Raw genomic sequence first — 26,215 nt, 5'->3', positions numbered from 1 at the left:
GCGTAAAGAAGCGTGGCGCTGGGGTGCCTTCGCGGGTTGACAAGAGGTGGTGCGCAGTGTGGCATGACCGACAGACCTGGGACTGGATGCTCACGCGTGGCACATCCGAGCCGCGCGTCGGGGGTCGCAGTGTAAACTAACCAGTCGCGTTTTGACCAGTCGGTAATGTGTGGTGGCGTCGCGGTGTTGTCCCCACCCACGGTCGGCCCTTTGGCCCGGCCTGCGTGGGTGCGCAGGCGCGCTGGGGGCGCTGGTGTTTGCACGTGCGCAGAAATGCGCGCGCCCGTTGAGAATGCCCGGCAGCCGCCACCGCCATGAACGACAGCTCACGCTCCGCCTTGATCACCTTGTCGATCGCCGCCGTCGAACGCGACACGGGTTTGTCGAAAGACACCCTGCGCGTCTGGGAGCGCCGCTACGGCTTTCCCACGCCGGGCCGCGACGCCGTGGGCGAGCGTGCCTATGCGCTGGAGCAGGTGGAGAAGCTGCGCCTCGTCAAGCGCCTGCTGGATGCCGGCCACCGGCCGGGGCGCATCGTGCAGATGGAGACCGCCGCGCTGCAGCTGCTGGCCGACCAGACGGTGGACCAGCCCCTGCGCAGCGCCGAAGCCCTGGCCGATGCCAGCGATCTGCGTGAGCTGCTGGCGCTGATCCGCGGCCACGACGTGCCGCAGCTGCGCACCGTGCTCACGCGGCTGCTGGCGCGCCGTGGGGTGGCGCGTTTCGTCACCGAAGTGGTGGCACCTCTGAACGCAGCCGTGGGCGACGCCTGGATACGCGGCCAGATGGAGGTCTTCGAGGAACACGCCTACACCGAGCTCGTGCAGACCGTGCTGCGGCAGGCCATCGCCGCGATTCCGCCGGGCGCCGACGAGGGCCACCCGCGCGTGCTGCTCACCACCTTCCCGCACGAGCCGCACGGCCTGGGGCTGCTGATGGCCGAAGCGGTGTTCACGCTCGAGGGCTGCCCGTGTGTCTCGCTGGGCGTGCAGACGCCGGTGTGGGATGTGGTGCTGGCCGCCACCGCCTACCGCGCCGACATCGTGGCGCTCAGCTTCACCGGCTGCCTCAACCCCAACCAGGTGGTCGAGGGCCTGACCGAGCTGGCGCGCAAGCTGCCACCGGGCGTGCAGGTCTGGGCCGGTGGCGCCGCGCCCGTGCTGCACCGCCGCAGCGTGCCCGGGGTGCTGGCGGTGGCCAGTCTCGAGGGCCTGGCAAGCCACCTGCGTGCCTGGCGCAGCGCTTCCCCAGCGGGCAGCCGGGCCTGGCCTGCGCAGGCTGGCGGGGTGGCGGGGCCCTCCCTAGAATCGTGACATGGAACCCGTCAAGCCCATGATGCTGTACCCCGAGCTTTTCCGGCAACTCGAAGCCGTGCGCTGGAACATGGAGAGCGACATCCCCTGGGACCGCTTCGACGCCAGCCGCCTGACGGAAGAGCAGGCCCAGACGATCAAGATGAACGCCATCACCGAGTGGGCGGCACTGCCGGCCACCGAGATGTTCCTGCGCGACAACCGCGAAGACAGCGACTTCAGCGCCTTCATGAGCGTGTGGTTCTTCGAGGAGCAGAAGCACAGCCTGGTGCTGATGGAGTACCTGCGCCGCTTCCGCCCCGACCTCGTGCCCACCGAGGAGGAACTGCACGCCGTGCGCTTCGAGTTCGACCCCGCGCCCGCGCTCGAGACCTTGATGCTGCACTTCTGCGGCGAGATCCGCCTGAACCACTGGTACCGCCGCGCGGCCGAGTGGCACAGCGAGCCTGTCATCAAGGCGATCTACGAGACCCTGGCCCGCGACGAGGCCCGCCACGGCGGCGCCTACCTGCGCTACATGAAGCGCGCGCTGCACAAGTTCGGCGACGAGGCCCGCGCGGCCTTCGCCAAGATCGGTGTGCTGATGGCCAGCGCGCGCCGCACGGCGCAGGCGCTGCACCCGACCAACCTGCACGTCAACGTGAAGCTCTTCCCGCGCGACACCATCCAGAGCCGCATGCCCGACCCGCAATGGCTGGAGGCCTGGCTCGACCGCCAGATCCAGTTCGACGCGGTGTGGGAAGGCAAGGTCGTCGAACGCATCCTGCACAACATGAGCCTGCTGATGGAGCGCAGCTTCGCCAGCGTGCAGGAGCTCAACCGCTACCGCAAGGAAGTGACGGCGGCCGTGGCCGCCCAGGCCGCGCTGGCGGCCCAGCCCCGCCCGGCCTGACCCGCACCCCGGCGCACCCCGGCGTCTCCCAGGCTGGGCAAAGCTCGCCGACGCCCCCAGAATCAACCTGCCGCTTGCAGGGCCTTCGCGGCCCTGGCGCGGAAGGGCGCCCCATCAGCAACAAGCACAGGGCGCCAGTGGCAAGTTCGAGGGGGAGAGCCGGATTGCAGAAGCATCGACCACCCGCGGCCGCCTGGCGCCGCACGCTGTTGGCGTTGGGCGCAGCGGCCTTCGCCGCCAGCGCTGGGGCCCAAGGCACCGCAGCGCCGGCGGCCCCGGCCGCAGCCGCGGCGGCGCCGGCCCAGCCCACCGTGCAAGTGCAGCGTTATGAGATCCAGGGCAACACCCTGCTCCAGCCCGCGGCACTGCAGCAGCGCCTGCAGGCCTACACCGGCCGCCAGCCGCTGCAAGGCCTGCGCGATGCCGCCGCGGCGGTGCAGGAAATGTACCGTCAGGCCGGCTATGGCGGCGTCGTGGCCTTCCTGCCCGAACAGCCGCTCGATGCCTCAGGCGCGGCCGGAGCCACCGTCCGCATCCGGGTCGTCGAGGGCCAGCTCGTGCGCGTGGACATCACCCAGAACAAGGCCTTCAGCAGCGCCAACATCCGAGCCAGCCTCCCCTCGCTGGTGACGGGGCGCACGCCGGACGTGCGCCGCATCGACGCCGAGATCCAGCTCGCCAACGAGAACCCGGCCAAGACTGTGCAGGTGCTGCTGCAGCCCGGCGCCGAGCCGGCCACCATCGCCGCGCAGCTGACGGTGGCCGAGCAACCGGTGCAGCGTTTCACCGCCCGCGTGGACAACACCGGTGGCGAGCGCGACGGCCGCTGGCGCGCCGCGCTGGGCTGGCAGCACGCCAACCTCTTCGACCGCGACCAGGTGCTGGGCGTCGAGTTGCAGACCGCGCCCGAGAACGCCTCTTCCGTCGCGGTGGCCACGGTGAGCTTCCGTGCGCCGCTGTACGGGCGGCTGCTGGCCATCGATGCCTACGGGGCCTATTCCGATGTCGACGCCGGCAAGCTCACCACCCCGGCGGGTGACCTGAGCTTCTCGGGCCAGGGCAGCATCGTCGGCGCGCGGCTGAACGCCTACCTGCCGCGCTGGCAGAACATCGACCAGCGCCTCATCGCGGGGCTGGAATGGCGCGAGTACCGCAACAACTGCAGCATCGAGGGCCTGCCGCAGGGCGCCTGCGGCTCGGCCGGCGCCAGCGTGGCGGTGCAGCCGCTGAGCCTCACCTACACCGCACAGGCCGCCGGTGATGTGCGGGCGGGGCTCAGCGTCGGGCTGCACCACAACCTGGCCCTGGGCGGGCGCCACGCCGATGCGGCCGATTTCGAGGCCGTGCGCCCGGGCAGCGCGCGCCGCTACACGCTGTGGCGCCTGTCGGCCCAGGTGGCGGTGCCGGTGGGCGAGTGGGGCAGCCTGGCCGCGCGGCTGCAGGCCCAGCACAGCGCGCGCGCGCTGGTGCCGGGCGAAGCCTTCGGGGCCGGCGGCGCCCAGAGCGTGCGCGGCTTCGAAGAGCGCGAGCTTGGCGGCGACAGCGGCGCGCAGCTCAGCCTGGAGGCGATCAGCGCGCCTCTGGGTGCGCTGGTGGGCCAGCCCGAACTGGAGCTGCGGGCCCTGCTCTTCGCCGATGCCGCCACCGTCAGCAACCGCAATGGCGACCCCTGCCTGGGCGAGCGCCGCAGCTGCCGCATCGGCAGCCTGGGCGCTGGCTTGCGGCTGGGCTGGCAGGCCTGGCAGCTGCGGCTGGACGTGGGGCGGGCGATGAACAGCGCCGTCACCACGCGCGAGGGCGACGTCCGCGCGCACTTCTCGCTGAGCACTTCCTTCTGAGCCGTCGCGGCGCGCGGCGCCGCACACCGGAGACACCGTCATGCGCGCATCCTCACACCCGGCCCTGAAGCCCCTGGCCGCCGCAGCCCGCGCCGTGCTCACGGCCGGCCTCCTGACGACGCCGGCCTGGCTGCAGGCCAGCACCACCCTGCCCAGCGGCCTGCAGGTCGTGCAGGGCCAGGCCAGCGTGGCCACGCAGGGCGCGCTGATGACGGTGAAGAACAGCCCAGGGGCGATCCTGAACTGGCAGAGCTTCTCCATCGGCAGCGCGGCCGGCGTGCACTTCCAGCAGGCGAACGCGGCCAGCAAGGTGCTGAACCGCGTGGTCGGCCGCGACCCCTCGGCCTTGCTGGGCAGCCTCACCAGCAATGGCCAGGTGTGGCTGCTCAACCCGAACGGCGTGCTCTTCGGCCAGGGCGCCCGCGTGGACGTGGCCGGGCTCGTGGCCAGCACGCTGCGCCTGCCCGATAGCGATTTCCTGGCCGGCCGCTACCGCTTCAGCGCCGTGGCGGGCGATGGCGGCACGGTGCGCAACGAAGGGGCCTTGCAGACCACCTTCGGCGGCCAGGTGGTGCTGCTGGGCAGCCGCGTGGAGAACACCGGCAGCGTGGTGGCCCCCGGCGGCAGCGTGGCGCTGGCCGCGGGCCGCAGCGTGGAGCTGGTGGACACCGGCCTGCCGCACCTGGCGGTGAAGGTGGAACTGCCGGCCTCGGCCGACGGTGCCGGCAGCAGCGAGGTGCTCAACCTGGGCCGGCTGGTGGCCGATGGTGGCAAGGTCGACATCTACGCCGGCATCGTCAACCAGCAGGGCCTGGTGCAGGCCGACACGCTGGGCATCGATGCGCAGGGCCGCCTCACGCTGCAGGCCACGCAGCAGCTGAACCTGGCCGAGGGCAGCACCACGCGCGCAGCCGGCGGCACGCTGCGCCTGGATGCCGGCGCCGAGGGCCAGGCCACGGTGGCCGGCCTGGTGGACGCCAGCGATCTGCAGGGCCGCGGGGGCGACCTGCTGCTGCAGGGCCGCCGCATCCTGCTGGGCAGCACCGCGCTGCTGGACGCCAGCGGCGCCACGGGTGGGGGCCTGTTGCGCGTGGGCGGTGACTTCCAGGGCAAGAACCCCTTGGTGCGCCATGCCGACATGGTGACGGCGCTGCGCGGCGCCACCTTGCGCGCCGATGCCACGGGGCAGGGCGATGGCGGCCTGGTGGTGGTGTGGTCGGACAGCGCCACGCGGTTTGGCGGGCACGTCAGCGCGCGCGGTGGTGCGCTAGGCGGTCATGGGGGCCTGGCCGAAGTGTCGGCCAAAGGCTGGCTGGATTACCGCGGCACCGCCGATCTCGGCGCCCGTGGCGGCCGCGAAGGCACCTTGCTGCTCGACCCCTTGAACATCGTCATCCAGGCCACCGCGCCCAACCTCAACGGCGACGGCACACCGGGCGACGATCTCGGCAGCAACAGCATCGCCTTCGTCGACAACCCGGGGCTCACCAGCATCATCACCGCCGGGGCGCTGAACAGCCAGTTGAATCTCGGCAGCGTCACCCTGCAGGCGACGAACGACATCACGGTGAACCAGGCCGTGAGCTCGGCCTCCGGCAGCAGCCTGACCCTCCAGGCCGGCAACAACATCGACATCAACGCCGTCATCTCGCTGGGCGGTTCGCTCACGCTCTCGGCCAACGACAACGCCGCCGGCACGGCCAGCGGCAGCGGGCGCGTGGCGGTGCTCGCGCCCTTGACCTCCACCGCCGGCACCCTGGCCCTCACCAACGGCGGCGGTGCCGGCGTGCACACCTTCGCTGCGGACCTGACGGCGGTGAACCTGAACGTCATCGGCGACATCAACCTGAGCACCTCTGTCACCTGGACGCTCATCGGCACCGGCAGCAGCCTGAACAGCAACCTCACCGGCACCGGCGGCTTCACGAAGGAAGGCGCCGGCACGCTAACCCTCAACCCCCCCGGCTTCAGCAACTACAGCGGCAGCACCGTCATCAACGCGGGCACGCTGCGCGTGATCTCGGGTTCGCAGCCCCTGGGCACGGGCTTCGTCATCGTCAACACCGGTGCGACGCTGGACGCCTCCAACGGCGCCACCATCGGCAGCGACCTCACGCTGGCCGGCGGCCGGCTGCGCACCAGCACCGGCACCGGCACCTTCACCGGCAACATCTTCCTGAGCCTCGCCTCCAGCCTCAGCGCCGATCCCGGCGCCACGCTGCTGATCGCCGGCACGGGCAACATCGGGGGCAGCGCGGGCCTGCGCGTCGACGCCGGCAACGTGCGTTTCCAGGGCTCGGGCAGTTCCTTCGGCGACCTGCTCATCACCGGCGGCGCCGAACTGGCGATCACCGATGGCGGCCTGCTGGGCTTCGGCATCGTCACGCTGGACAACGGCACGCTGCGCTCGGTGACCAACCCGGTGTCGATCAGCAACACCCTGGACATGGGCGCCGGCGGCGGCACCCTGTTCACCGACACCGCGATGGACGTGTTCGACGGCATCAGCGGGGTGGGTCGTCTCACGCAGACTGGCGGTGGCACCCTGACCCTGCAGCTGGCAGCCACGCACACCGGGGGAACCACCATCAACGGCCTGTTTGCCACCACCGGCACCGGCCAGCTGCCCGCCAGCGGAACGGTGACGCTGCAGCCTGCCGGCGTGCTGCAACTGGGCGGCAACGCGTCCATCGGCAACCTCGACGGTTCGGGCACCGTCAACCTGGGCGCGTTCTCGCTGGGCACGGGCCAGGACGGCGGCCTGGCCACCTTCGCGGGTGTGATCGGCGGCACGGGCAACGTCTCCAAGGTGGGCAACGGCACGGCTGTCCTCAGCGGTGCCAACACCTACACCGGCGGCACCACCGTCTCGTCGGGCACGCTGCGCCTGTCGGGCGCCACGGCGGCCGCCGGCAGCGGCAACCTGCTGGTCTTCGGCACGCTGGACGTCACCGGGGGTGCGGTCGTGCCCAACAACGTCAACAGCAGCGCGGGCACGCTCTTCAACAGCAGCGGCACCGGGCGCATCGACGGCAACGTGGCGATGAGCGACGGCCCCACGTCGGTGGGCAGCACCGGCACCGGCCTCACGCTGGCCGGCGTGGTCTCGGGCGCAGTGGGCTTGAGCCGCAACGGCGGCGCGGGCGTGGTCTACCTCACGGGTGCCAACACCTACACCGGCGTCACCAACGTGCTGGCGGGCAAGCTGGCGGTGGGTGACGGGGGCAGCACCGGCACGCTGGGCACGGGCAACGTCAACGTGGCCAGCGGCAGCACGCTGGAGTTCAACCGTGCCAACGCCCTGCTTGTGAGCAATGGCATCAGTGGCGCCGGCTCGGTGGTGCAGCAGGGCACGGGCATCACCACGCTCACGAACACCAACCCCTACGCGGGCGGCACCACCATCAACGCCGGCACCCTGCGCGTGCAGAGCTCTGCGGGCGCCCTGGGTGCCAACGCCGTGACCGTGAACAGCGGCGGCACGCTCGACCTCACCGGCAGCGTGCTGATGCCCAACGCCGTGCAGGTGGCCGGCGGCGGGCGCGTGGGCAGCAGTGCCAACGTCAACACGCTGTCGGGTGCGGTGACGCTGGCTTCCGGCACGGCCGACTTCGGCCTCGCGGGGGGCGTGCTCCAACTCACGGGCAGCATCGGCGGCACGGGCGGCTTGAACGTGGCAGCCGGCGGCATCTACCTCAATGCGCCGAACAGCTACACCGGGGGCACCAGCGTCAATGCGGGCGCCAACCTGGGCCTCGAAGGCTCGGGCGCCAGTGTCGTGGGCGGCATCGCGGTGGCGGGCACGCTCGACGTGCGCAACGGTGCCGTGGTGCCGAACACCATCACGCTCGGGCCGGGCGCCACGCTGGGGGGCGGCAGCGGCCTGCCCGCCACCGTGAGCGGCCCGGTGGTGCTGGGCGGCAACGCCACCATCTTCGTCAACGGCGGCGACATCACGGTTTCTGGCCCCATCAGCGGCACCGGCACGCTGACCATTCCTTTCGGGGGCGCCCAGACGCTCACCTTCTCCGGCACCAACACCTACGTGGGCGACACGCGCGTGCAGGGCAGCGGGCTCGTGGCCGTCGGCGGCAATGCGCTGCCAGACAACTCCACGGTGGAGATCGTCTCGGGCACCACGTTGACACTGCTGGGGGCCGAGGTGCTCGGCGGCCTGACGGGTGCGGGCAGCGTGAACTTCAACAGCGCCACGCTGCCTGTGGGCGCCAACAACGCCAGCACCACCTTCCAGGGCACGGTCAGCGGCGCGGGTGCCTTCGAGAAGATCGGCACCGGCACGCTCACGATCACCGCTTCGCAGGGCTTCGGCGGCAGCACCCTCGTCTCGCAGGGCACGCTGGCGCTGCAGGGCGACAACCGCCTGCCCATCGGCACCCCCGTCTCGGTGGCCAGCGGCGCCACGCTGTCGCTGCAGGGCCTCAACACCGTCGGCAGCCTGAGCCTGAGCGGCACCCTGGCCGGCACGGGCACCCTGACCGCCGGCAGCTACACGCTGGCCGGCGGCGCGACAACGCTGGCCGGCGCCGGCCTCGGCGCCGGCCCGCTCGTCGTCACCGGCAACAGCAGTCTGGGCGGGACGACGGCTTCCGGCGCGATCACCGTTGCCAGTGGCACGCTGAGCCTGGCTGGCGCCAACCGCCTGGACGACTCCGCGGCGGTGCAGGTGCAGAGCGGCGCCGCGCTGGCGCTGGCCGGCAACGACACCGTGGCCTCGCTGGACCTGTCTGGCACGCTGGCCGGCACGGGCACGCTCACCGCCGGCACCACGCTGCTGTCCAGCGCCGTCGTGCAGGCGAACCTGGGCGGTTCGAACCTCGTCGTCAGCGGCAACAGCACCCTCAGCGGCACCTCCGCGGCCAACACCGTCGCCGTGAACGGTGGCACGCTGACGCTGATCGGCGCCGAACGTTTCACCAACGCACCTGCCCTGTTCGTGGATGCCTCGGCCACGCTCAGCTTCGGGGGCAACCAGACGCTCGGCAGCCTGGCGGGCAGTGGCATCGTGAACCTGGGCACCGCCTCGCTGACGACGGGCGGCGGCGGCTCCAGCACCTTCGCTGGCCAGATTTCAGGCACTGGCGGGTTGGTGAAGGTGGGCGGCAGCAGCTTCACCCTCAGCGGCAACCAGGCCTACACAGGCAGCACGCTCGTTGCCGCGGGCACGCTGCGCTTGGGCGGCACGCTGGCCTCGGGCACGACCCAGGTGGATGGCGGCGCGCTCGTGCTGGATGCAGCCGAACGCCTGGCCAACGGCGGCACCCTGTTGCTCAACGGCGGCGTCGTCGACCTCGGCGGCTTCAGCGAGACGGTGGCAGGCGTGCAGTTGCTGGACGGCAGCATCGTCAACGGTACGCTGGCCAGCACCAGCCCCTACGACTTGCGCAACGGCACCGTGAGCGCATTGCTCACGGGCACCGTGGGCCTGGTCAAGAGCGGGCTGGGCACCGTCACGCTGACGGCGCAGAACAGCTACACCGGCACCACGCAGCTCAACGGCGGCACGCTGGTGATGGACAACGCCAGCCCGCTGACCTTGAGCGCTCTGACGATGACCCAGGGCACGCTGGCCGGCAGCGGCGCGCTCACGGTCAGCGGGCCCTTCCAGGCCACGGGCGATTCGGTGCTGCTGAGCGGCACGGGCGGCTTCACCACCAACGGCACCACCACGGTCAACCTGGCGGCGGCCACGGGCGGCTTCGTGGCGGTGCAGCGCCCCTGGGTCAACAACGGCACCTTCACCCTGGGTGGTGACGACGGTCTGCGGCTCGGCGGCAGCGAAGGCGGCTTCTTCACCAACGGGCCGAGCGGGGTGTTCAACATCGCCACCACCCAGGCGCTGACGGTGCAGACGAGCAGCGGCACGCCGGCCGTCAACAACGCCGGCGTCATCAACCACACGGGCCCCAGCAACTCGCTGCTGGTGGGCAGCTTCACGAACCTGGGCGTGGTCAACGTCGATGGCGCCGGCCTGGCCATCGTGGCCACCAACGGCGGCACCGACACCGGCAGCTACGCGGTGGCGGCGGGCAGCTCACTCACCTTCGGTGGCGGCACGCGTGCGGTCAGCGGCGTGGGGGCCTTCAGCGGCAGCGGGCTGGTCGACGTGAACAGCGGCGTGCTCGACATCGGCAACGTGCTCACGGCCTCGGGCTTGAGCTTCCGTGCCAGCGGCGGTGCCTTGAACTTCAACGGCAGCGGCACGCAGACGATGGCCAGCCTGCTCATCACCGGCGGCAGCGTGGGCGGCGCAGCCGGCCTGGTGGTCACGGGCGCCTTCAGTGCCACGGGCAGCAGCGCCAGCATCGGGGCCGGCGGCAGCCTGCAGACGCAGGGCAGCGGCCTGGTCAACCTGGGCAGCAGCACCGGCGGCACGTTGGCCGTGAGCCGGCCGTGGATCAACAGTGGCAGCCTCACCATCGATGGCGACGATGCCATCGCCATCAACGCCAGCGCGGGCGGGCAGTTCGTCAACGACGCGGCAGGCACGGTCACGCTCAACGGCAGCGCGGCCACGCCGCTGGGCCTGAGTGCCGGCACGGGCACGCTGTTCAACAGCGGCACGCTGGCGAAGACATCGGCCGGCACGCAGACGCTGGCTTTCACCACGCTGCAGAACAGCGGCACGCTTGACGCGGTTGCCGGCACGCTGGCCGTGCCGGGCGGCTTCACGCAGACCGGCACCATCCGGACGAACACCGGCGCCACGCTGTCGGTGCCTGCGGGCTTCACCAACACCGCATCGGCCACCATCTTCGGCGGGGGCACCGTGGACCTGGGCAGTGGCACGCTGACGCAGCAGGGCACCCTGATCCCTGGCACGGGCGTCACGGCCGGCACGCTCGGCATCACCGGCAACCTGGTGATGAGCGGCGGCTCCTCGCTGTTCTTCAACGCCGGGGGCACCGCTCCCGGCAGCAGCGACCGGCTGGTCGTCAGCGGCAGCGCCACGCTGGGCGGCACGCTGCAGGTCACGAGCCTGCCGGGCTACAACCCGGTGAACGGCGATGCCATCCCGGTCGTGCAGAGCGCCAGCAGCACCGGCGTCTTCGGCAACCTCACCCAGCCCGGCGGCTTCACCACCGGCTACCGGCTCGCGGCCGGCGAGGCCGTGCGGTTGATCTACAGCAGCACGCCGGGCACGCTGGTCTTCACCAACGCCGCGGGCGACCTGAACTGGTCCACGCCCGCCAACTGGGGCGGCACGCTGCCCGGCAGCACCGACACTGCGCTGATCAGCAGCGGCTTCTCGGTGCTGAAGAACACCGGCATCGACACCATCGCCGGGCTCGAACTCAATGCCGGCAACGCGCTGACGCTCAGCGGGGGCACGCTCACCGTCACCGGCACCTCGGTGCTCGCCGGGGCCGTGACGCTGCAGGGCGGCAACCTGCTGCTGGACGGGCCGGTCACCAGCACCGGCGTGTTCAGCGTGAGCGGCGGCACCCTGCGCCTCAATGGCGCGGCCAGCTTCACATCGCTGGCGGCCAGCGCCGGCATCATCGACGGCAACGGCAGCCTCACGGTGAGCAACAGCGTCAGCCTGGCCGGGGCCGGGTTGGGCAGCACCTTCACGCTGGTCGACCTGACGCAGACCACGGGCGACCTGCTGCCGGGCCCATTGGGGAGCGCGGGCGCGGTGCGCCTGCGCACGCTCGACCCTGGCAGCCGCCTCATCGTCGACAACCTCATCAATGCCAGCGGCACGATGGATGTGCAGGCGGCCGGCAGCCTGGAGCTGCGGGCCAGTGCGCTGACCGAGGCCGGTCTGGTGGCCGGCGGCAACCAGACCGTCACCGCCGGCAGCGTGCTGCTGCAGGGCAGCAACGCCGGCACGGCGCGCCGCGCGCGCATCAGCGCCGGCGGCAACCAGAGCCTCACGGTCACCGGCCCCGGAGGGCTCACCGTGCAGGGGGGCAGCGTCGGCAACGGCAACTCGGCCCAGATCATCGCCACCGGCACGCAGACGGTCGCCCTCACGGGCGGCGGCAGCCTCAGTCTCGTCGGTGGCGCCAGCGGAACGAACAACCAGGCTGTGCTCACTGCACAGGGCTTGTCGCAGACCCTGGCGGGCAGCGGCGGCACGTTGTCGCTGCAGGGCGGTGCGGGGGGAAGCAACAACACGGCGAACCTCACCGCCTCGAACGCCAGCCCTGCCATCACGCAGCAGATCACGGGCTTCGGCAACGTGCAGGTTGTTGCGGGCACGGGGGATGGCACCTCGGCGGCGCTGAGCAACGCCAACGGCACCCAGACCGTCAACATCAGCGGCACGCTGAGCGTGAGCGCCGGTGCTGGCGGCAACAACAACCCGGCCCAGATGGCCGCGCCCAACCAGTCGATCACCACCGGGGGTGATGTCGTGCTGCAGGGCGGCAGCACCACCGCCGGCACTGGCGTCTTCACCGATGCCCGCATCGGTGGCGGCAACGGCCCCGGCAATCTGGTGATGAACATCGGCGGCAGCCTGCTGGCCACCGGGGGCAGCAACGGCAGCGGCGTCGTCATCGGACGCGTGGCCACGGCGGTGCAGCCCATGGGCATCGACATCACCGCCGGCGGCGACATCCGCCTGAACCCCGGCACGCAGGCCGGCTCGGGCGTGCGCGTCGGCAGCCCCGTGGGCGGGCCGCTGGTGGCGGGTGACATCCGCCTGGCTGCGCCCAACGGCCTGGTCTTCGTGAACGGCTTGCTCGGCGGCACGCCCTCCACCGAGGTGCAGGTGCTGACGGCGGGCAATGTGACCCTGCAGGGCCGCACGGTCGACGTGGGCAGCGTGCTCACGGGTCAGAACCTGCAGGTGCAGGCCACCGACCGCCTGGTGCTGCGCGATCTGGCGCGGCTGACGGCCAACGCCACCAGCGGCGATGCGCTCATCCTGCGCACGGGCGCGGGCGGCTTCGACAACACGGCCGGGGCCGGGGCGCTCAGCGTCACGGGCACGGCGCGCTGGCTGGGCTATGCGCCCGACCCGACCGTGGTCAACGCCGGGGGCCTGGTGGCCGCCTTCAAGCAATACGCAGCGCCCTTCGGCACCACGCCGGCGGCCAGCGGCAACGGCCTGCTGCTGGCGCTGGCCCCCACGCTCACGGTCAGTCTCCAGGGTCAGGTGAACAAGGCCTACGACGGCACCACCGCAGCCACCTTGAACGTCGGCAACTTCGTGCTTTCGGGCGCGCAGCCCAGCGACACCGCGACCCTGGCGCCCGTGAGCTCGGGCACCTACGCCGACCGCAACGTCGGCACCGGCAAGACCGTGCAGGCCACGGGCCTGGGCGTCAGCGTGGTGGACACGAGCACCGGCATCCCCGTCTTCGGCTACGCCTTCAGCGGCACCGCCAGCGGCGCCGTGGGCGGCATCAGCGCGCTGCCGCTGGTGGTGTCGGGCCTGGGCACGCAGAACAAGGTCTACGACGGCAACACGGCCGCCGTGCTGTCGGGCACACCGGGCATCTCGCCACTGGCGGGCGACGCGGTGAGCCTGGCGGGCACGGCCACCGGGGTCTTCGCGAACAAGAACGTCGGCACCGCCAAGCCCGTGTCACTGGCCGGCTTGAGCCTGACCGGCGCCGACGCCGGCAACTACACGCTGGTGCTGCCGGCGGGCCTGCTGGCCGACATCACACCGCGGCCCTTGACGGTCAGCGGGCTGGTGGCGGCCGACAAGGTCTACGACGCCAGTGCCACCGCGGCCCTCGGGGGCACGCCCTTGCTGAATGCCGTGGGCGGCGACGCCGTCACGCTGGTGGGCACGGCTTCGGGCAGCTTCGCCAACGCCAACGTGGGCATCGCCAAGCCCGTCACTGTCACCGGCCTGAGCGTGACAGGCGCCGACGCCGCGAACTACAGCTTCACACCGCCCACGGGTCTGGCGGCCAACATCACGCCGGCCGTGCTGCGCTTCAACGCCGACCCGCTCACGGCCGCGGCCGGCACGCCGCTGCCACCGCTGACCGGCAGCGTCACCGGCTTCGTCGGTGGCGAGACCCTGGCCGGTGCGACCACCGGCACGCTGGCCTGGACGACGCCGGCCACATTGGCCAGCGACCCGGGCACCTACGCCATCACCGGCGGGGGTCTCGCGGCCCTGAACTACCAGTTCCTGCAGGCGCCCGGCAACGCCAGCGCGCTGACGCTCACGCCGGCGCCCACCCAGGCCGCTGCCACGAACGCCAGCGTCACGGCCACCACGGTGAGCCTGCAGACGGTGCAGGTGCCGCTGGCGATGTCCACGCCCACCGAGGGCCGGGTGCTGGATGTGACCCCGCTGCTGGCCAGCACCAGCAGCACCAGCACCAGCACGAGTACGAGCACGGGCACGGGCACGGGCACGGGCACGGGCACGGGCGCATCTGCCGGCACGGGCGCCGGCTCGAGTGCAGGGAGTGGCAGTGCGCCTGCCACCCCGGCCGGTGGCGAAGGCAGCGGCACGCCGGCCGCCGCCCCGGAAGCCACGACCACGGCCACCGCGCTGGCTGCCACGCCGGCCGCGGGTGGCGAAGGTGGCGGCGGTGCGCCGGTCTTCCGTGCCATCAACTACAGCCTGTTGCCACGGCCGCAGGTGCAGAACCTGCTGGCGGCGCGCGAGCAGTACAAGAAGCAGGTCTTCGCGCAGGGCCTGTTCAAGCTGGAGCAAGACCCCACGCTGGCCGACGTTCGGCCGTGCAAGACCGAGGCCGAGCTGAGTTCGGGCAACTGCGTCATCACCGAGGCCTTGCGGCAGGAGATCCAGCAGGCCATCGCGGCCCGCGCCGTGGTGGCCGGCCCGCGCAAGCCCGACCGCCGCCGCGTGCGCCAGGCCGCGCTGCCGAACATCGAGCGCAAGCTGGCGCTGCTGATCGGCGTCAACGCCTACCGCGACAAGCGCGTGCCCGCCCTGGAGGGCGCCGTGCCCGACGCCCGCGCCGTGCGCACACTGCTGGAGGGCCGGCTGGGCTACGAAGCCACGGTGCTGGAGAACCCGACGCGTGAATCGATGATCCGCGCCTTCAACAAGATCGCGCTGGAGGCCGACGCGAACGACAGCGTGGTCATCTACTACGCAGGCCACGGCGTGGTGGTGCCCGTGGGCGGCACCGACACCGGCTTCTGGCTGCCCTCGGACACCAACGCCGAAGACCCGGCCAGCTGGCTGTCGAACGCCGACATCGCGCGCATGGTGGCGGCCGTGGGCTCGCGGCAGCTGATGCTGATCAGCGACAGCTGCTACTCCGGCTCGCTGGTCGGCAACGAGCGCGTGCAGGTGGCCAACACCAGCAACGCGGCCGACCTGCTCTCGCGCAAGGCCGCGGTGGTGATGAGCTCGGGCGGCAACGAGCCGGTGGCCGACGAAGGGCGCGACGGCCATTCGGTCTTCGCCTGGCACTTCATGCGTGCGCTGGAAAGCGTGGACAACTGGCAGGTCGGCGGCAGCGTCTTCGAGCGTGTGCGCAGCGCGGTGAGCAAGGAGTTCCCGCAGACGCCGCAGTACGGCGCCTCGCGCTCGGCCGGGCACCAGGGCAACACCGACTTCCTCTTCGAGCGGCGCGAGTTCGAGGCGCCGGCTGCTGCGGCGCCGGCAGCGGCGCCGCGCCCGCCTGCCCCGCGTTGACGCGTGCCTGGAGCCGGCCCGCTCAGCGCTTGGGGGCCGGCCGGTTCACCAGCGCGATGCCCCCGCACACCGCCACCAGCGCCACGCCCAGGCGCAGCGTGAGCGGCTCGTTGAGCAGCAGCACGCCCGCCAGCAGGCCGAACATCGGCGTGAGCAGCGTGAAGGCCGAGATGCGCGTGGCCGGGTAGTGGCGCAGCAGCCAGAACCACACCAGGTAGCTGACGAAGCTGACGATCACGGTCTGGAATGCCAGCGCCGCCCAGGGCAGGGCGCCCACCACGGCGGGCCACACCTCGCCGTGCAGCAGGCCGGCCGCTGTCAGCGCCACGCCCGAGACACCCAGCTGCCACAACAAGGTCTTCTCGGGCGCGGCGGTGGCGAGCTTCGAGCCGCGCAAAGTGAGCGTGGTCAGGCCCCACAGCAGCGCCGCCAGCAGGCCCAGGCCGTCGCCCACCCACTGCATCGGGCCCAGCGTGGGCGCGGCAAACCCCTCGGCAAAGGCCCACACCACGCCGCCGAAGGCCAGCGCCAGGCCGGCCAGCTGCGCCGCGTGCAGCTTCTCGTTGCGCGCGATGAAGGGCATGCCCAGGGCCACCACGAAGGGCGCCAGGTAGATGAACACCGCCATGCGGCTGGCGCTGGTGTACTGCAGGCCGATGAAGATGCAGGCGAACTCGGCCGCGAACAGCGCGCCCGCCGCCAGGCCGCCGCGCCAGGTGCCGTCACGCTGCCACACCGGCGTGCCACGCCACGCGGCCCAGGCCAGCAGCAGCACCGCCGCGCCCAGCGAACGCAGGCCCGCCTGCAGCAGCGGCGGCATCTCGGCCAGGCCCACCTTGGCGGCCACCTGGCCCAGGCCCCACACCGCGCTGCAGCCCACCAGCAGCACGACGGCCATGGCGTCGAGCTGCGTTCTTCTGTCTGAACTCATCCGCGCGATTGTCGGTGCGTCAGCAGCAGGGCCAGCGCCGCGCACAGCAGGCCTGCGCCGGCGCCGGTGGCGTGGGCCAGCGGCGCGGTGGCGATGTCAAAGCCGCCGTTCAGCAGGCCTTGCGCCGGCCGCAGCGGCGGGCCCCAGGGCGCTTCCAGGCCCAGCTTGACGAGCAGGCCCACGGCCATGGCAGCGCCCAGCAGGCGGCGCCGGCCGCTCTCGCGCACCAGCAGCCACAGCGCAGCCACCGCCACGCCCGCGTGCAGCACGCCCGAGAGGCCGCCGTAGTGCGCCAGCGCGGGTTGCAGCAGCAGCGGCAGGTGCGCCAGCGGCCAGGCCGCCGCCCAGGCCAGCGTGGCGGCGCGCGGCAGGCGCGCGGCCAGGCCCAGCGCGGCCACCACCGCAGCGCCCAGCAGGTTGGCCAGCAGGTGGAAGAGGCTCCAGTGCACGAAGGCAGCGCTGAAGGCGCGCCAGGGCTCGGTGCCGAAGGCTTCGGGCTGCCAGTCGAGCAGCGCGCTGGGCAGCGCCAGGGCGAGCACCGAGCCCGCCGACAGCGCTGCGGCCATCAGCACCCAGGCGCGGCCCGGCGTGGGCCCAGCAGGGGCGGCCTGCAATTCAGGCAAACACGGCCTGCCAGAGCGCGAGCACGGCCTCGCGCGGGGCGGCCAGGCTCTCGGGCTCGAACTGCGTGGGCTTTTCGTCCAGCCGCGCGCGGTGCTGCGCGCGGCGCAGTTCGCGGTAGGCGTCGGCCGCGGCACTGCCGATGCCGGCCGGCAGCAAGCCGGCGCTCTCGGCGCGCTGCAGCAGCGCGATGTTGCCGGCGTTGTCGCGCAGCGGCGGGTGTTCGCCGCTGTGGGCCAGCACCAGGTACTGCACGGCGAACTCCACGTCCATCATGCCGCCGGGGCTGTGCTTCACGTCGAACTTCTCCGCCGGCACCGGCCGCGCGGCACGCACCTTCTCGCGCATGGCGCGCACCTCTTCGCGCAGCGCGGCGGGGTCGCGCGGAGCCGTCAGCACAGCGCGGCGCGTGGCCTCGAAGCGCTGCGCCACGCTGCGTGCGCCGGCGCAGAAACGCGCGCGGGTCAGCGCCTGGTGTTCCCAGGTCCACGCGGTGTTGCTGCCGCGGCCGCCCTGGTAGTGCTCGTAACTCGCGATGCTGGTGACGAGCAGGCCCGAGTTGCCATTCGGCCGCAGCGCGGTGTCGATGTCGAAGAGCTCGCCCGCCGCGGTGCGCAGCGTCAGCCAGGTGATGAGGCGGCGCACGAAGCCGGTGTAGACCTCCTGCGCCTTCTGCTTGTCGGCCTCGGTCGCCTCGTCGTCGTCGGCGTAGACGAAGACCACGTCGAGGTCGCCGCCGTAGCCCAGCTCCAGCCCGCCCAGCTTGCCGTAGGCGATGACGGCCAGCCCGGGCTCGGGTCGGTGGCGCAGCCTGAAGCCGGCCCAGGCCCAGCGCACGGTGATGTCGAGCAGCGCATCGGCCAGCGCCGAGAGGTCGTCGGCCACCTGCTCCACCGTGAGCTCGCCGCCAACGTCGCGCACCAGCGTGCGGAAGACCTCGGCGTGGTGCGCGCGGCGCAGCGTGTCGAGCAGCTTCTCTTCGTCGTCTTCGCCGGCGCGCTGCAGCGCGCTGCGGCGCTCTTCCAGCTCGGCGGTGAAGGCGGCACGGTCGAAGCGCTGGTGCAGCAGGCGCTCGTCGGCCAGTTCGTCGATGACGCCGGGGTGGCGCATCAGGTACTGCATGGGCCAGCGCGCCAGGCCCAGCAGCTTGAGCAGGCGGCCGTGCACCTCGGGGCGTTCGACCAGCAGCGCGATGTAGCTCTCGCGGCGCAGCAGGGGTTCCAGCCAATCGACGAAACGCAAGGCACCGGCCGGCGTGCAGCGTTCTTCGCGCAGCGCCAGGCCGGTTTTCTGCATCAGCCGGCCCAGGCGCAGGCGGCTCTCGTCGCGCAGGGCCTGCACACGCGGGCTCTGCGCGAAGGCGCGCACGCGTTCGGCCAGTTCGGGCGGCAGGCGCTCGAGCAGCGTCTCACTGTCCACCGGCAGCGGCCCGGTGCCGCAGCCGCGGCCGCGGCAGGGGCCGCTCTTGCTGCCGCCACCTTCGGCCGCCGCGCCCTGGCCTTCGCGCAGCAGCGCGTCGAACTCGGCGGCCACCAGCTCGCGCACTTCCAGCAGGCGGTCGAGCAGCGCGCAGCTCTCCGGGCCCTTGCACACCAGGCCCATGCTGGCGGCGATCCAGGCGAGGTCTTCGTCATTCGTGGGCAGCAGGTGCGTCTGCTGGTCGTCCAGGAACTGGATGCGGTGCTCCACCCGGCGCAGGAAGGTGTAGCCCTCGGCCAGCTGCGTGGCCGTCTCGGCCTTCATCAGCCCGCGCGAGACCAGCCGCTGCAGCGCGGTGAGCGTGCTGCGCGTGCGGATCTCTGGGAACTGCCCGCCGCGCACCACCAGCATCAGCTGCACGATGAACTCGATCTCGCGGATGCCGCCGCGCGAGAGCTTCACGTCGTTGGCGCGCTCGGGCCGGCCGGCGGCGCGGCGCTGGGCTTCGTCGCGGATCTTGCGGTGCAGCTGCCGCAGGCCTTCGAACACGCCGTAATCCAGGTAACGGCGGTAGACGAAAGGCGTGACCAGGCTGCGCAGCTGCAGCGCGCGGCCGCTGGTGACGGCCGCACGCGGCGCCACCACGCGGCTCTTGAGCCACGCAAAACGCTCCCACTCGCGGCCCTGCACCTGGAAGTACTCTTCCAGCATCGAAAGGCTCACCACCGGCGGGCCCGAGTTGCCGTTGGGCCGCAAGGCGAGGTCGACCCGGAAGACGAAGCCGTCTTCGGTGGTCTCGCCGATCAGCGCATAGAGGCGCTTGACGACGTAGCAGAAGTACTCGTGCACGCTCACCGCGCCGCGGCCCTCGGTGTTGCCGGGGGTCTGGCCGTCGTCTTCGTAGACGTAGATGAGGTCGATGTCGGAAGAGACATTCAGCTCGCGCGCGCCGAGCTTGCCCATGCCCACGATCCACAGCTGCACGCGCTGACCGTCGGGGCCCAGCGGGGGGCCGTGGCGCGCATCCGCTTCGGCTTCGGCCTGCGCCAGCGCGAGTTCCAGCGTGGCCTCGGCCAGCGTGCTCATGGTGCGCGTGACGACGTCCAGCGCGGCGCCTTCTTCCACGTCCAGCACGGCCAGGCGCTCGATGACGAGGTGGCGCGCCACGCGCAGCGCGGCGGGCAGGTCGCGCCCGCCGGCCTGCAGGCGGTGCACGAGCGCGGTGATGTCGTCGAAACCCGGCACGCCGGGGGGCAGCAAGGCCAGGTCGGTGGCGTAGCGGCGGCGTATGCGCTGCACGAAGCGGCTGTGAACTGCGGCCGCGGTCGCGGTGAGCATCGGTATCCCTCCGGAAAATCCCTGGTCCGGCGCTGCATTCATGCGCGTGCGGCGTCCGGGAGCGGCAGTGTCATCGCCTTGGCATGGCCTATGCCGGCCGGGGGGTATGGTGACTGTTCAGTCGCAAAATAGGCGGATGAAGACAGCCGCCGTGCAGATGATCAGCCGCCCCGAGTGGCCCGCCAACCGCGAGGCCGCTGCCCGGCTGGTGGCCCAGGCCGCCGATGCCGGTGCCCGGCTGGTGGCGCTGCCGGAATACTTCTGCCTGCTGGGCCGGCGCGACACCGACAAGCTCGCGCTGGCCGAGGCCCCGGGGCAGGGGCCCATCCAGGACTTCCTGGCCGAGACCGCCCTGCGCCACGGCGTGTGGCTGGTGGGCGGCACCTTGCCCGTGCACGCAGACGTGCCCGGCCGTGTTCTCAACCGCTGCGCCGTCTACGGCCCCGATGGCCACGCCGCAGGACACTACGACAAGGTGCACCTCTTCGCCTTCGACAACGGCCGCGAGAGCTACGACGAAGGCCGCACGCTCTGCGCCGGCGGCCAGCCGGTGGCACTGGACCTGCCGGCCACGGCGCAAACGCCCGCGCTGCGCATCGGCTTGAGCGTCTGCTACGACCTGCGGTTTCCGGAGCTCTACCGCGCCTTGATGGCGCCGCCCTGCGACCTGCTGCTGGTGCCCGCGGCCTTCACGCACACCACCGGCCAAGCGCACTGGGAGGTGCTGCTGCGCGCCCGCGCCATCGAGAACCAGTGTTACGTGCTGGCCCCTGCCCAGGGCGGGCTGCACGAGAACGGCCGCCGCACCTGGGGCCACAGCGTGCTGATCGACCCCTGGGGCCAGGTCGTGAGCGTGTTGCCCGAAGGCGAGGGCGTGGTGATGGGCGAACTGGAACTGGGGCGCATCGCGCAGGTGCGGCAGCAGTTGCCGGCACTGGCGCACCGGCGGCTCTGAAGCTGTAGCGGCTCGTCACCCGCCGAACATCATCCGCCGCGCCAGCCAGCCCTTCAGCGGCGGCAAGGCACCCAGCGCCGCCAGCCCCAGCCCGCGTGCGCTGGCCGCCCCGGGCAGCTGCCAGGTGAAGCTGCGCGCCAGGAAATCGGTGGCGGCGATCATGGCCCAGCGGTCGGGCGCCCGCGCCCATTCCACGCGGCGCAGCGCGGCGTCCAGGTCGTCGGCCCAGCGCAGCGCACCCACCAGCGACTGCACGTCGCGCAGGCCCAGGTTCAGGCCCTGGCCGGCCACCGGGTGCAGGGTCTGCGCCGCGTTGCCGATGTTCACCGTGCGCCCATGCACCAGCGTGCGCTCGGCGTTCAGGCCCAGCGCAAAGGTCTTCAGCGGGCCTAGGCCCACCACGCGCCCGGCCTCGGGCGGGAAGAGCGTGTTCAGCACCGCCAGGCGCTGGGCGTCGGTCAGATCGCGCACCGGGTCGTCGGCGCTGGTCACGCACCACACCAGCGCGGCACGGGCCTGGCCGTCGGGGCCTGGCGGCAGCGGCAGCAGCGCCGCCGGGCCCTGCCGTGTGAAGCGCTCGAAGGCCAGGCCCGGCGTGGCACCGGCCAGTGTGGCGGTGCCCACCCAGGCGGTCTGCGCGTAGTCGTGGGTCACGGCCTTGCGGGTCTGGTCGGCGAACACACCGCCTTCGGCCACCACCGCGAGGTCGAAGCGTTCGGCCACGCCGGCGTCCACCTCCACGCCGCTGCCCTCGGCTTTCAAGCCCGCCACGGGCGTGCCGAAGCGCGTGTGCAGCCGTTGCGGCTCGGCCGCCGCGGCGGCCAGCCAGGCGGCCTGCAGCGGTGCCAGCAGCGAGCCGTAGCTCAGCACCGCGCCCACGTGCGGCACGCCCAGTTCGCCAGCGCGCAGGCGCACCTCGGCCTGGCCCCAGCTGGGCGGCTGCTGCGAGACGTGCACCTCGGTGATGGGCTGGGCACCGGTCGGCAGCGCGCCCGGCGCCACGCCCAGGCGCTGCAGGAACTGCAGGCTGCCCAGGTTCAGTGCCAAGGTGCGCGGGTCGGCGGCCACGTCGCGTTCGAGCGCGCGGGCGTCGAAGACGGTGATCTGCGCGTGCGGCAGCAGCCGCGCCGCGTGCAGGGCCAGCGCCAGCCCCACCGGGCCGGCGCCCACCACGGCCAGTTGCCAGGCGGTGTTCATGGAGCCGGAGTCTGGCTCAGCGCGCCTGGCCCTGCAGCGCCAGGCGCGCAAAGCTCAGTTCGCGGTAAGGCGTGGCCCCGGTGTCCACGCAGCGCTGGAAGGCGCGCATCGCTTCTTCGCGCTGGCCCTGCAGCAGCAGCTTCTGGCCGATGAAGAAGTGAGCCTCGGCCAGGTTCAGGCGCTCCATCTCGGGGGCGGCGCTGGCCTGCTTGAGCAGTGCGGCGCGGTCGATGCGGCCGAGCAGAAAGCGCAGCAGGGCGCCGGGCAGCTTCTGCGGGTCGGTGGCTTCGACATGTTCGTCCACCGCCGCGGCGCCACGGCCGCCCTGGGCTTCGGCGGCCAGGTACAGCCACAGCAGCGCGAACTCGCGGCCTTCGCCGGTGCCGTTGGCCACGGCCTCGCGCAGCAGCTTCTCGGCTTCGGCCGGGCGGCCCTGCAGGAAGTGCAGCGAGCCCATCCAGCTGGCCGCCCCGGCCGGCCGGGCTGCGGGCGTGATGCGCGCGAAGCTGGCCAGCGCTTCCTCGGCCTTGCCGGCGCCGGCCAGCGCCACGCCGCGTGCATCCAGCGCCTCGGCGTCGTCGGGGCGCAAGGCCAGCACGGCATCGGCGTCGGCCAGCGCCTGCGCATGGTCGCCCAGCAGGTTGTGCGAGATGGCGCGCGAGACCAGCACGCGCTGCGCCAGCGGGCTGCCCGACGGGATCTTCTGCAGCACCTGGCCGTCGATGGTGCGGCCGAACTCGTTGCGCATGATCAGGCCCTGCAGCGCGTCGTTGCGTGCACCGCGTGCGTTGCGCACCCGGCGCTCGACCTTCTCCAGTTCGGGCACGATGGCCTTGTCCTCCAGCAGCGGCAGGCGCAGGCGCCCGAAGCTGCCTTGCCGCGCCTGCAGGATCTTCTCGCGCCAGGTGCTCAGCTCGGTGGGCAGCACCTGGTCGTCACGGCGCTCGTAGCGGCGCACGAAGCTGGCCGTGCGGCCTTGCAGCTCCATGCGGGCGCTGAAGCGGAACTGGCGCTCGACGATCTCCATTGGCGGCGGGGTGCTGCTGGTCATCGCCACCGGCACCTGGATCTCGATGCGGCTTTCCACCAGGCGTGGCTGGTCGACGAGGAAGGGCGTGCGGCGCTGCGTCTCGTTGGGCCCCGTCAGCACGTCCAGCAGCTCCATGGCACCGAACTCGGCCTCGAGGTAGCCGCGGTTGTACTGGCCGAACTCGGGCACCTCGAAGCGCTGCGTGAACTGCCAGCGGTTGGTCTGGCGGTCGTCCACCACCTCGGGCTCGCCCAGGGTCTTGAGGCCGGGCAGGAGCCGCGCGAAGCTGCCGCCCAAGGCCTGGCTGAGCGCCTGCACGCCGGCCTGCGCCTGGCCGGCGCGCCAGCGTTCGGCCGGCAGGCCGATGGCACGCATGGTGAAGGCCAGCTGCGCCGGCCGGCCGGGCTCGCGCAGGTCCCAGCGCTGCTCGAACTGCAGGCGGTTCACGGCCGCGGGTGGCTCGGGCACGGTCTGCAGTTCGCTGCCGGCGCCCACCACCAGCGCGGCGCCGTAGGGGTACTGGGCGCGGCTGTCCATCTGCAGGCCCTGGCCGTTGATGGTGGCGTCGAGAAACCACACGCGGCCCTGGTGCTCCACGCGCGTGATGACGTGGTCGAAGAGCTCGTGCGAGGGCAGGTAGTCGCGCACGCCACGGTTGCGCTGCACCGAGACCAGCGCCGGCTTGGCGTCGAAGCCCAGCTCGCGCAGCAGCGCGTTGAGCAGCACCACCTTGTCCTTGCAGTCGCCCAGCAGTTCGGCCAGGGTCTGCTGCGGCGGCTTGGGCCGGTGCGAGCTTTCGCCCAGGCTCACGCTGAGGTAGCGCACCTCGTCCTGCACGAAGCGCAGGGCTTCGGAGATCAGCGCCTCGTCCTTCAGGCCCGTGGCGCGCAGGGCTTCGGCCTTGGCAGCCACCGTGGGCGGCGTGGGGCTGGGCAGCGCGAACAGGCGCTGCGCCCAGGCGTCCACCTCGGACCAGCTGGCGTACTCGCTGATGTCGATGGCGCGGTAGACCTTGAACCAGGGCGGCGTGCCCTGCTCCTGCGCCACGGCGGCCAACTGGTGGCGCACGGCGCGCAGCACCTGCGTGTTGCCCTCGGTGAACTTCTCGGCCTCGTCCTGCCCGGCCAGCGGCTTGGTGTAGACGGTCTTGTTCGCCGGCAGCACCCAGCGGTGGTGCAGCAGGTCCACCGGCGTGTCGTAGCCTAGGCGCATGCCGCCGGAGATGCGGCCCTCGAAGATGGGGTTCTCGCCTTCCACGGTGTAGGCCAGTTCCACGGCGTCGCCCACGCGCACGTCGGACAGCACCACCAGCAGCGTCTCGCCGCCGTCCAGCACCTGCTGCTCCAGGCGCTGCTCGCGCCGCATGGGCTCGATGCGGGCTTCGGCCAGTCGCTCGCTGCGCTGGCCCTCTCGCAGCACGCTGGCGTGGTGGATGACCACGGTCTGGAAGGCCGGGTTGAAGCCGATCTGCCACTGTGAAACGCCGCCCAGGGCGCCCGCGTCCAGCGCGACGCTGCGGATGCGCACGAAGGTCTGCGGCTTGGGCGTGGTGTGGTTGGTCTGCAGGTCCACCAGCTGTTCGCGCCGCGCGCCCACGGCCGGGGCCTTGGGGGCGCTGGCATCGGGCGCGGGTGGGGCCGCCACCCAGGCCGGGATGGCACCCACCTGCCAGCCCTTGCCGCTGCGCGGTGGGGCGGCGGGGGTGGCCGCGGCCGGCACCGCGGGCTTGGCCGCAGGGGCCTTGGTGGCGGCGGGCTTGCGCGCCGCCGGGCTGGCCTTGCTGGCGGCGGCTTGGGCCGCGGCGGGCTGGGCGCCCAGCCCGAAGGCGCCGACCAGCGCGACGGCGCAAAGCGCCAGGAGGGGGGCGCGTCGCGCCCGGGCCCAGAACTGCATCTTCTTGTGCTCCCTGAAAAACTGGCCGCTGGCCGGCATTGCGCGGTGGCCCTGACCGCAGCGGTGCTTATTATTCGCCGCGCACCCGCTCCGGGTGCACACCCGAGGAAAGGGGCTGGCCATGGCGCTGATGGATTTCATCAAGAAGCAGTTCATCGACATCCTGGAGTGGACGGAAAGCGGCGACGGCACGCTGGCCTTCCGCTACCCGATGGCGGGCAACGAGATCCAGTACGGCGGCAGCCTCACGGTACGCGAGAGCCAGATGGCCGTCTTCGTCAACGAGGGCAAGGTGGCCGACGTCTTCGGCCCCGGCATGTACAAGCTGACGACGCAGACGCTGCCGGTGCTGACCTACCTGCAGAACTGGGACAAGCTCTTCCAGAGCCCGTTCAAGAGCGACGTCTACTTCTTCAGCACGCGCCAGCAGCTCGACCGCCGCTGGGGCACCACGCAGCCCGTCACCATCCGCGACAAGGACTTCGGTGCCGTGCGGCTGCGCGCCTTCGGCAACTACGCCTACGCGATCCAGGACCCCAAGCTCTTCCACACCGCGGTGAGTGGCACCAGCGCGCGCTACACGGTCGAAGAGCTGGACGGTCAGTTGCGCGGCCTGATGCTGCAGCACATCAGCGATGCCGTGGCGCAGAGCGGCATTCCTTTCCTCGACCTGGCCTCGAACCAGATCGAGTTCGCCAAGCAGTTGCAGGAAGCCACCGCCCCTGAGTTCGCCAAGCTGGGCCTGGCGCTGGTGAGCGTGACGGTGCAGAACGTGAGCCTGCCCGAGGAACTGCAGAAGATCCTCGACCAGAAGATCGGCATGGGCATGGTCGGCAACGACATGGGCAAGTTCATGCAGTACCAGACGGCGCAGGCCATCCCGAAATTCGCCGAAGGCGCGGCGGGCGGTGGTGGCGGCAGCGGCGTGGTGGGCGACGCCATGGGCCTGGGCGCCGGCGTGGCGCTGGGCCAGGTGATGGCGCAGCAGCTGCAGGCCGGGTTGCAAGGCGGTGGTGCTGCGGCGGCGCAGGCGGCAGGCGTTGCAGCCGCTGCGGTTGGCATCAAGCCCGACGAGGTGATGGCCACGCTGGAGAAGCTGGCTGACCTGAAGGCCAAGGGCATCCTCACCGAAGACGAGTTCGCTGCCAAGAAGGCGGAACTGCTGAAGAAGCTGGTCTAA

General features: G+C 72.0%; 11 protein-coding genes. 6 read left to right on the top strand and 5 right to left on the bottom strand.

The genetic code is table 11. The annotated features are described in order from the left end of the window. Positions 1-314 precede the first annotated feature (314 nt). The 4 genes from EOE66_RS00395 to EOE66_RS00380 all read left to right on the top strand — a co-directional run bounded on the left by EOE66_RS00395 (position 315) and on the right by EOE66_RS00380 (position 15,651). Complete coding sequence (locus EOE66_RS00395; protein ID WP_128226723.1) at positions 315-1,313, top strand: MerR family transcriptional regulator; 999 nt, start codon at positions 315-317, stop codon at positions 1,311-1,313. A 22-nt stretch (positions 1,314-1,335) separates the two neighbouring features. Beyond that, the gene (locus EOE66_RS00390) at positions 1,336-2,205 is read left to right on the top strand and encodes a ferritin family protein (protein ID WP_128227452.1); all 870 of its coding nucleotides are present in this window, start codon (positions 1,336-1,338) and stop codon (positions 2,203-2,205) included. 164 nt (positions 2,206-2,369) lie between these two features. Next, a complete protein-coding gene (locus EOE66_RS00385; RefSeq protein WP_164884944.1) occupies positions 2,370-4,043 on the top strand; it encodes a ShlB/FhaC/HecB family hemolysin secretion/activation protein in 1,674 nt (557 codons plus the stop codon). A 40-nt stretch (positions 4,044-4,083) separates the two neighbouring features. After that, the gene (locus EOE66_RS00380) at positions 4,084-15,651 is read left to right on the top strand and encodes a YDG domain-containing protein (RefSeq protein WP_128226721.1); all 11,568 of its coding nucleotides are present in this window, start codon (positions 4,084-4,086) and stop codon (positions 15,649-15,651) included. 22 nt (positions 15,652-15,673) lie between these two features. On the opposite strand, the gene EOE66_RS00375 is transcribed toward EOE66_RS00380, so the two are convergent. From EOE66_RS00375 to glnE, 3 genes are all read right to left on the bottom strand, one after another. Continuing rightward, a complete protein-coding gene (locus EOE66_RS00375; RefSeq protein ID WP_128226720.1) occupies positions 15,674-16,582 on the bottom strand; it encodes a DMT family transporter in 909 nt (302 codons plus the stop codon). After that, on the bottom strand, positions 16,579-17,112 hold the full coding sequence (gene rrtA / locus EOE66_RS00370) for a rhombosortase (RefSeq protein ID WP_375137453.1): 534 nt from the start codon (positions 17,110-17,112) through the stop codon (positions 16,579-16,581). The genes EOE66_RS00375 and rrtA overlap by 4 nt, the downstream gene beginning before the upstream one ends. Before the next feature lie 85 nt (positions 17,113-17,197). Then, a complete protein-coding gene (glnE, locus tag EOE66_RS00365) occupies positions 17,198-19,960 on the bottom strand; it encodes a bifunctional [glutamate--ammonia ligase]-adenylyl-L-tyrosine phosphorylase/[glutamate--ammonia-ligase] adenylyltransferase (protein ID WP_128226718.1) in 2,763 nt (920 codons plus the stop codon). Between the two features lie 136 nt (positions 19,961-20,096). Between glnE and EOE66_RS00360 the strand changes: the two genes are divergently transcribed. Next, the gene (locus tag EOE66_RS00360) at positions 20,097-20,915 is read left to right on the top strand and encodes a carbon-nitrogen hydrolase family protein (RefSeq protein ID WP_128226717.1); all 819 of its coding nucleotides are present in this window, start codon (positions 20,097-20,099) and stop codon (positions 20,913-20,915) included. Positions 20,916-20,930: 15 nt separating this feature from the next. On the opposite strand, the gene EOE66_RS00355 is transcribed toward EOE66_RS00360, so the two are convergent. Continuing rightward, positions 20,931-22,112: an FAD-dependent monooxygenase gene (locus EOE66_RS00355; protein ID WP_128226716.1), complete on the bottom strand. Its 1,182-nt coding sequence runs from the start codon at positions 22,110-22,112 to the stop codon at positions 20,931-20,933. Between the two features lie 16 nt (positions 22,113-22,128). Continuing rightward, the gene (locus EOE66_RS00350) at positions 22,129-25,035 is read right to left on the bottom strand and encodes a DUF3857 domain-containing protein (protein ID WP_128226715.1); all 2,907 of its coding nucleotides are present in this window, start codon (positions 25,033-25,035) and stop codon (positions 22,129-22,131) included. 121 nt (positions 25,036-25,156) lie between these two features. Between EOE66_RS00350 and EOE66_RS00345 the strand changes: the two genes are divergently transcribed. Then, positions 25,157-26,215 carry an SPFH domain-containing protein gene (locus EOE66_RS00345; protein ID WP_128226714.1) on the top strand — a complete coding sequence of 353 codons (1,059 nt, stop codon included), beginning with the start codon at positions 25,157-25,159 and terminating at the stop codon, positions 26,213-26,215.

This window comes from Rubrivivax rivuli, assembly GCF_004016505.1.
Lineage (GTDB): Bacteria > Pseudomonadota > Gammaproteobacteria > Burkholderiales > Burkholderiaceae_C > Rubrivivax > Rubrivivax rivuli.
Note: the sequence above shows the minus strand (reverse complement) of the source record. Positions and strands in the feature narration are given on the sequence as shown.

Bases quoted from the DNA above. Each gene is read 5' to 3' on its own strand.
- EOE66_RS00395 (WP_128226723.1), top strand. From the start codon at position 315: ATGAACGACAGCTCACGCTCCGCCTTGATCACCTTGTCGATCGCCGCC.
- EOE66_RS00390 (WP_128227452.1), top strand. From the start codon at position 1,336: ATGCTGTACCCCGAGCTTTTCCGGCAACTCGAAGCCGTGCGCTGGAAC.
- EOE66_RS00380 (WP_128226721.1), top strand. From the start codon at position 4,084: ATGCGCGCATCCTCACACCCGGCCCTGAAGCCCCTGGCCGCCGCAGCC.
- EOE66_RS00375 (WP_128226720.1), bottom strand. From the start codon at position 16,582: ATGAGTTCAGACAGAAGAACGCAGCTCGACGCCATGGCCGTCGTGCTG.
- glnE (WP_128226718.1), bottom strand. From the start codon at position 19,960: ATGCTCACCGCGACCGCGGCCGCAGTTCACAGCCGCTTCGTGCAGCGC.
- EOE66_RS00360 (WP_128226717.1), top strand. From the start codon at position 20,097: ATGAAGACAGCCGCCGTGCAGATGATCAGCCGCCCCGAGTGGCCCGCC.
- EOE66_RS00355 (WP_128226716.1), bottom strand. From the start codon at position 22,112: ATGAACACCGCCTGGCAACTGGCCGTGGTGGGCGCCGGCCCGGTGGGG.
- EOE66_RS00350 (WP_128226715.1), bottom strand. From the start codon at position 25,035: ATGCAGTTCTGGGCCCGGGCGCGACGCGCCCCCCTCCTGGCGCTTTGC.
- EOE66_RS00345 (WP_128226714.1), top strand. From the start codon at position 25,157: ATGGCGCTGATGGATTTCATCAAGAAGCAGTTCATCGACATCCTGGAG.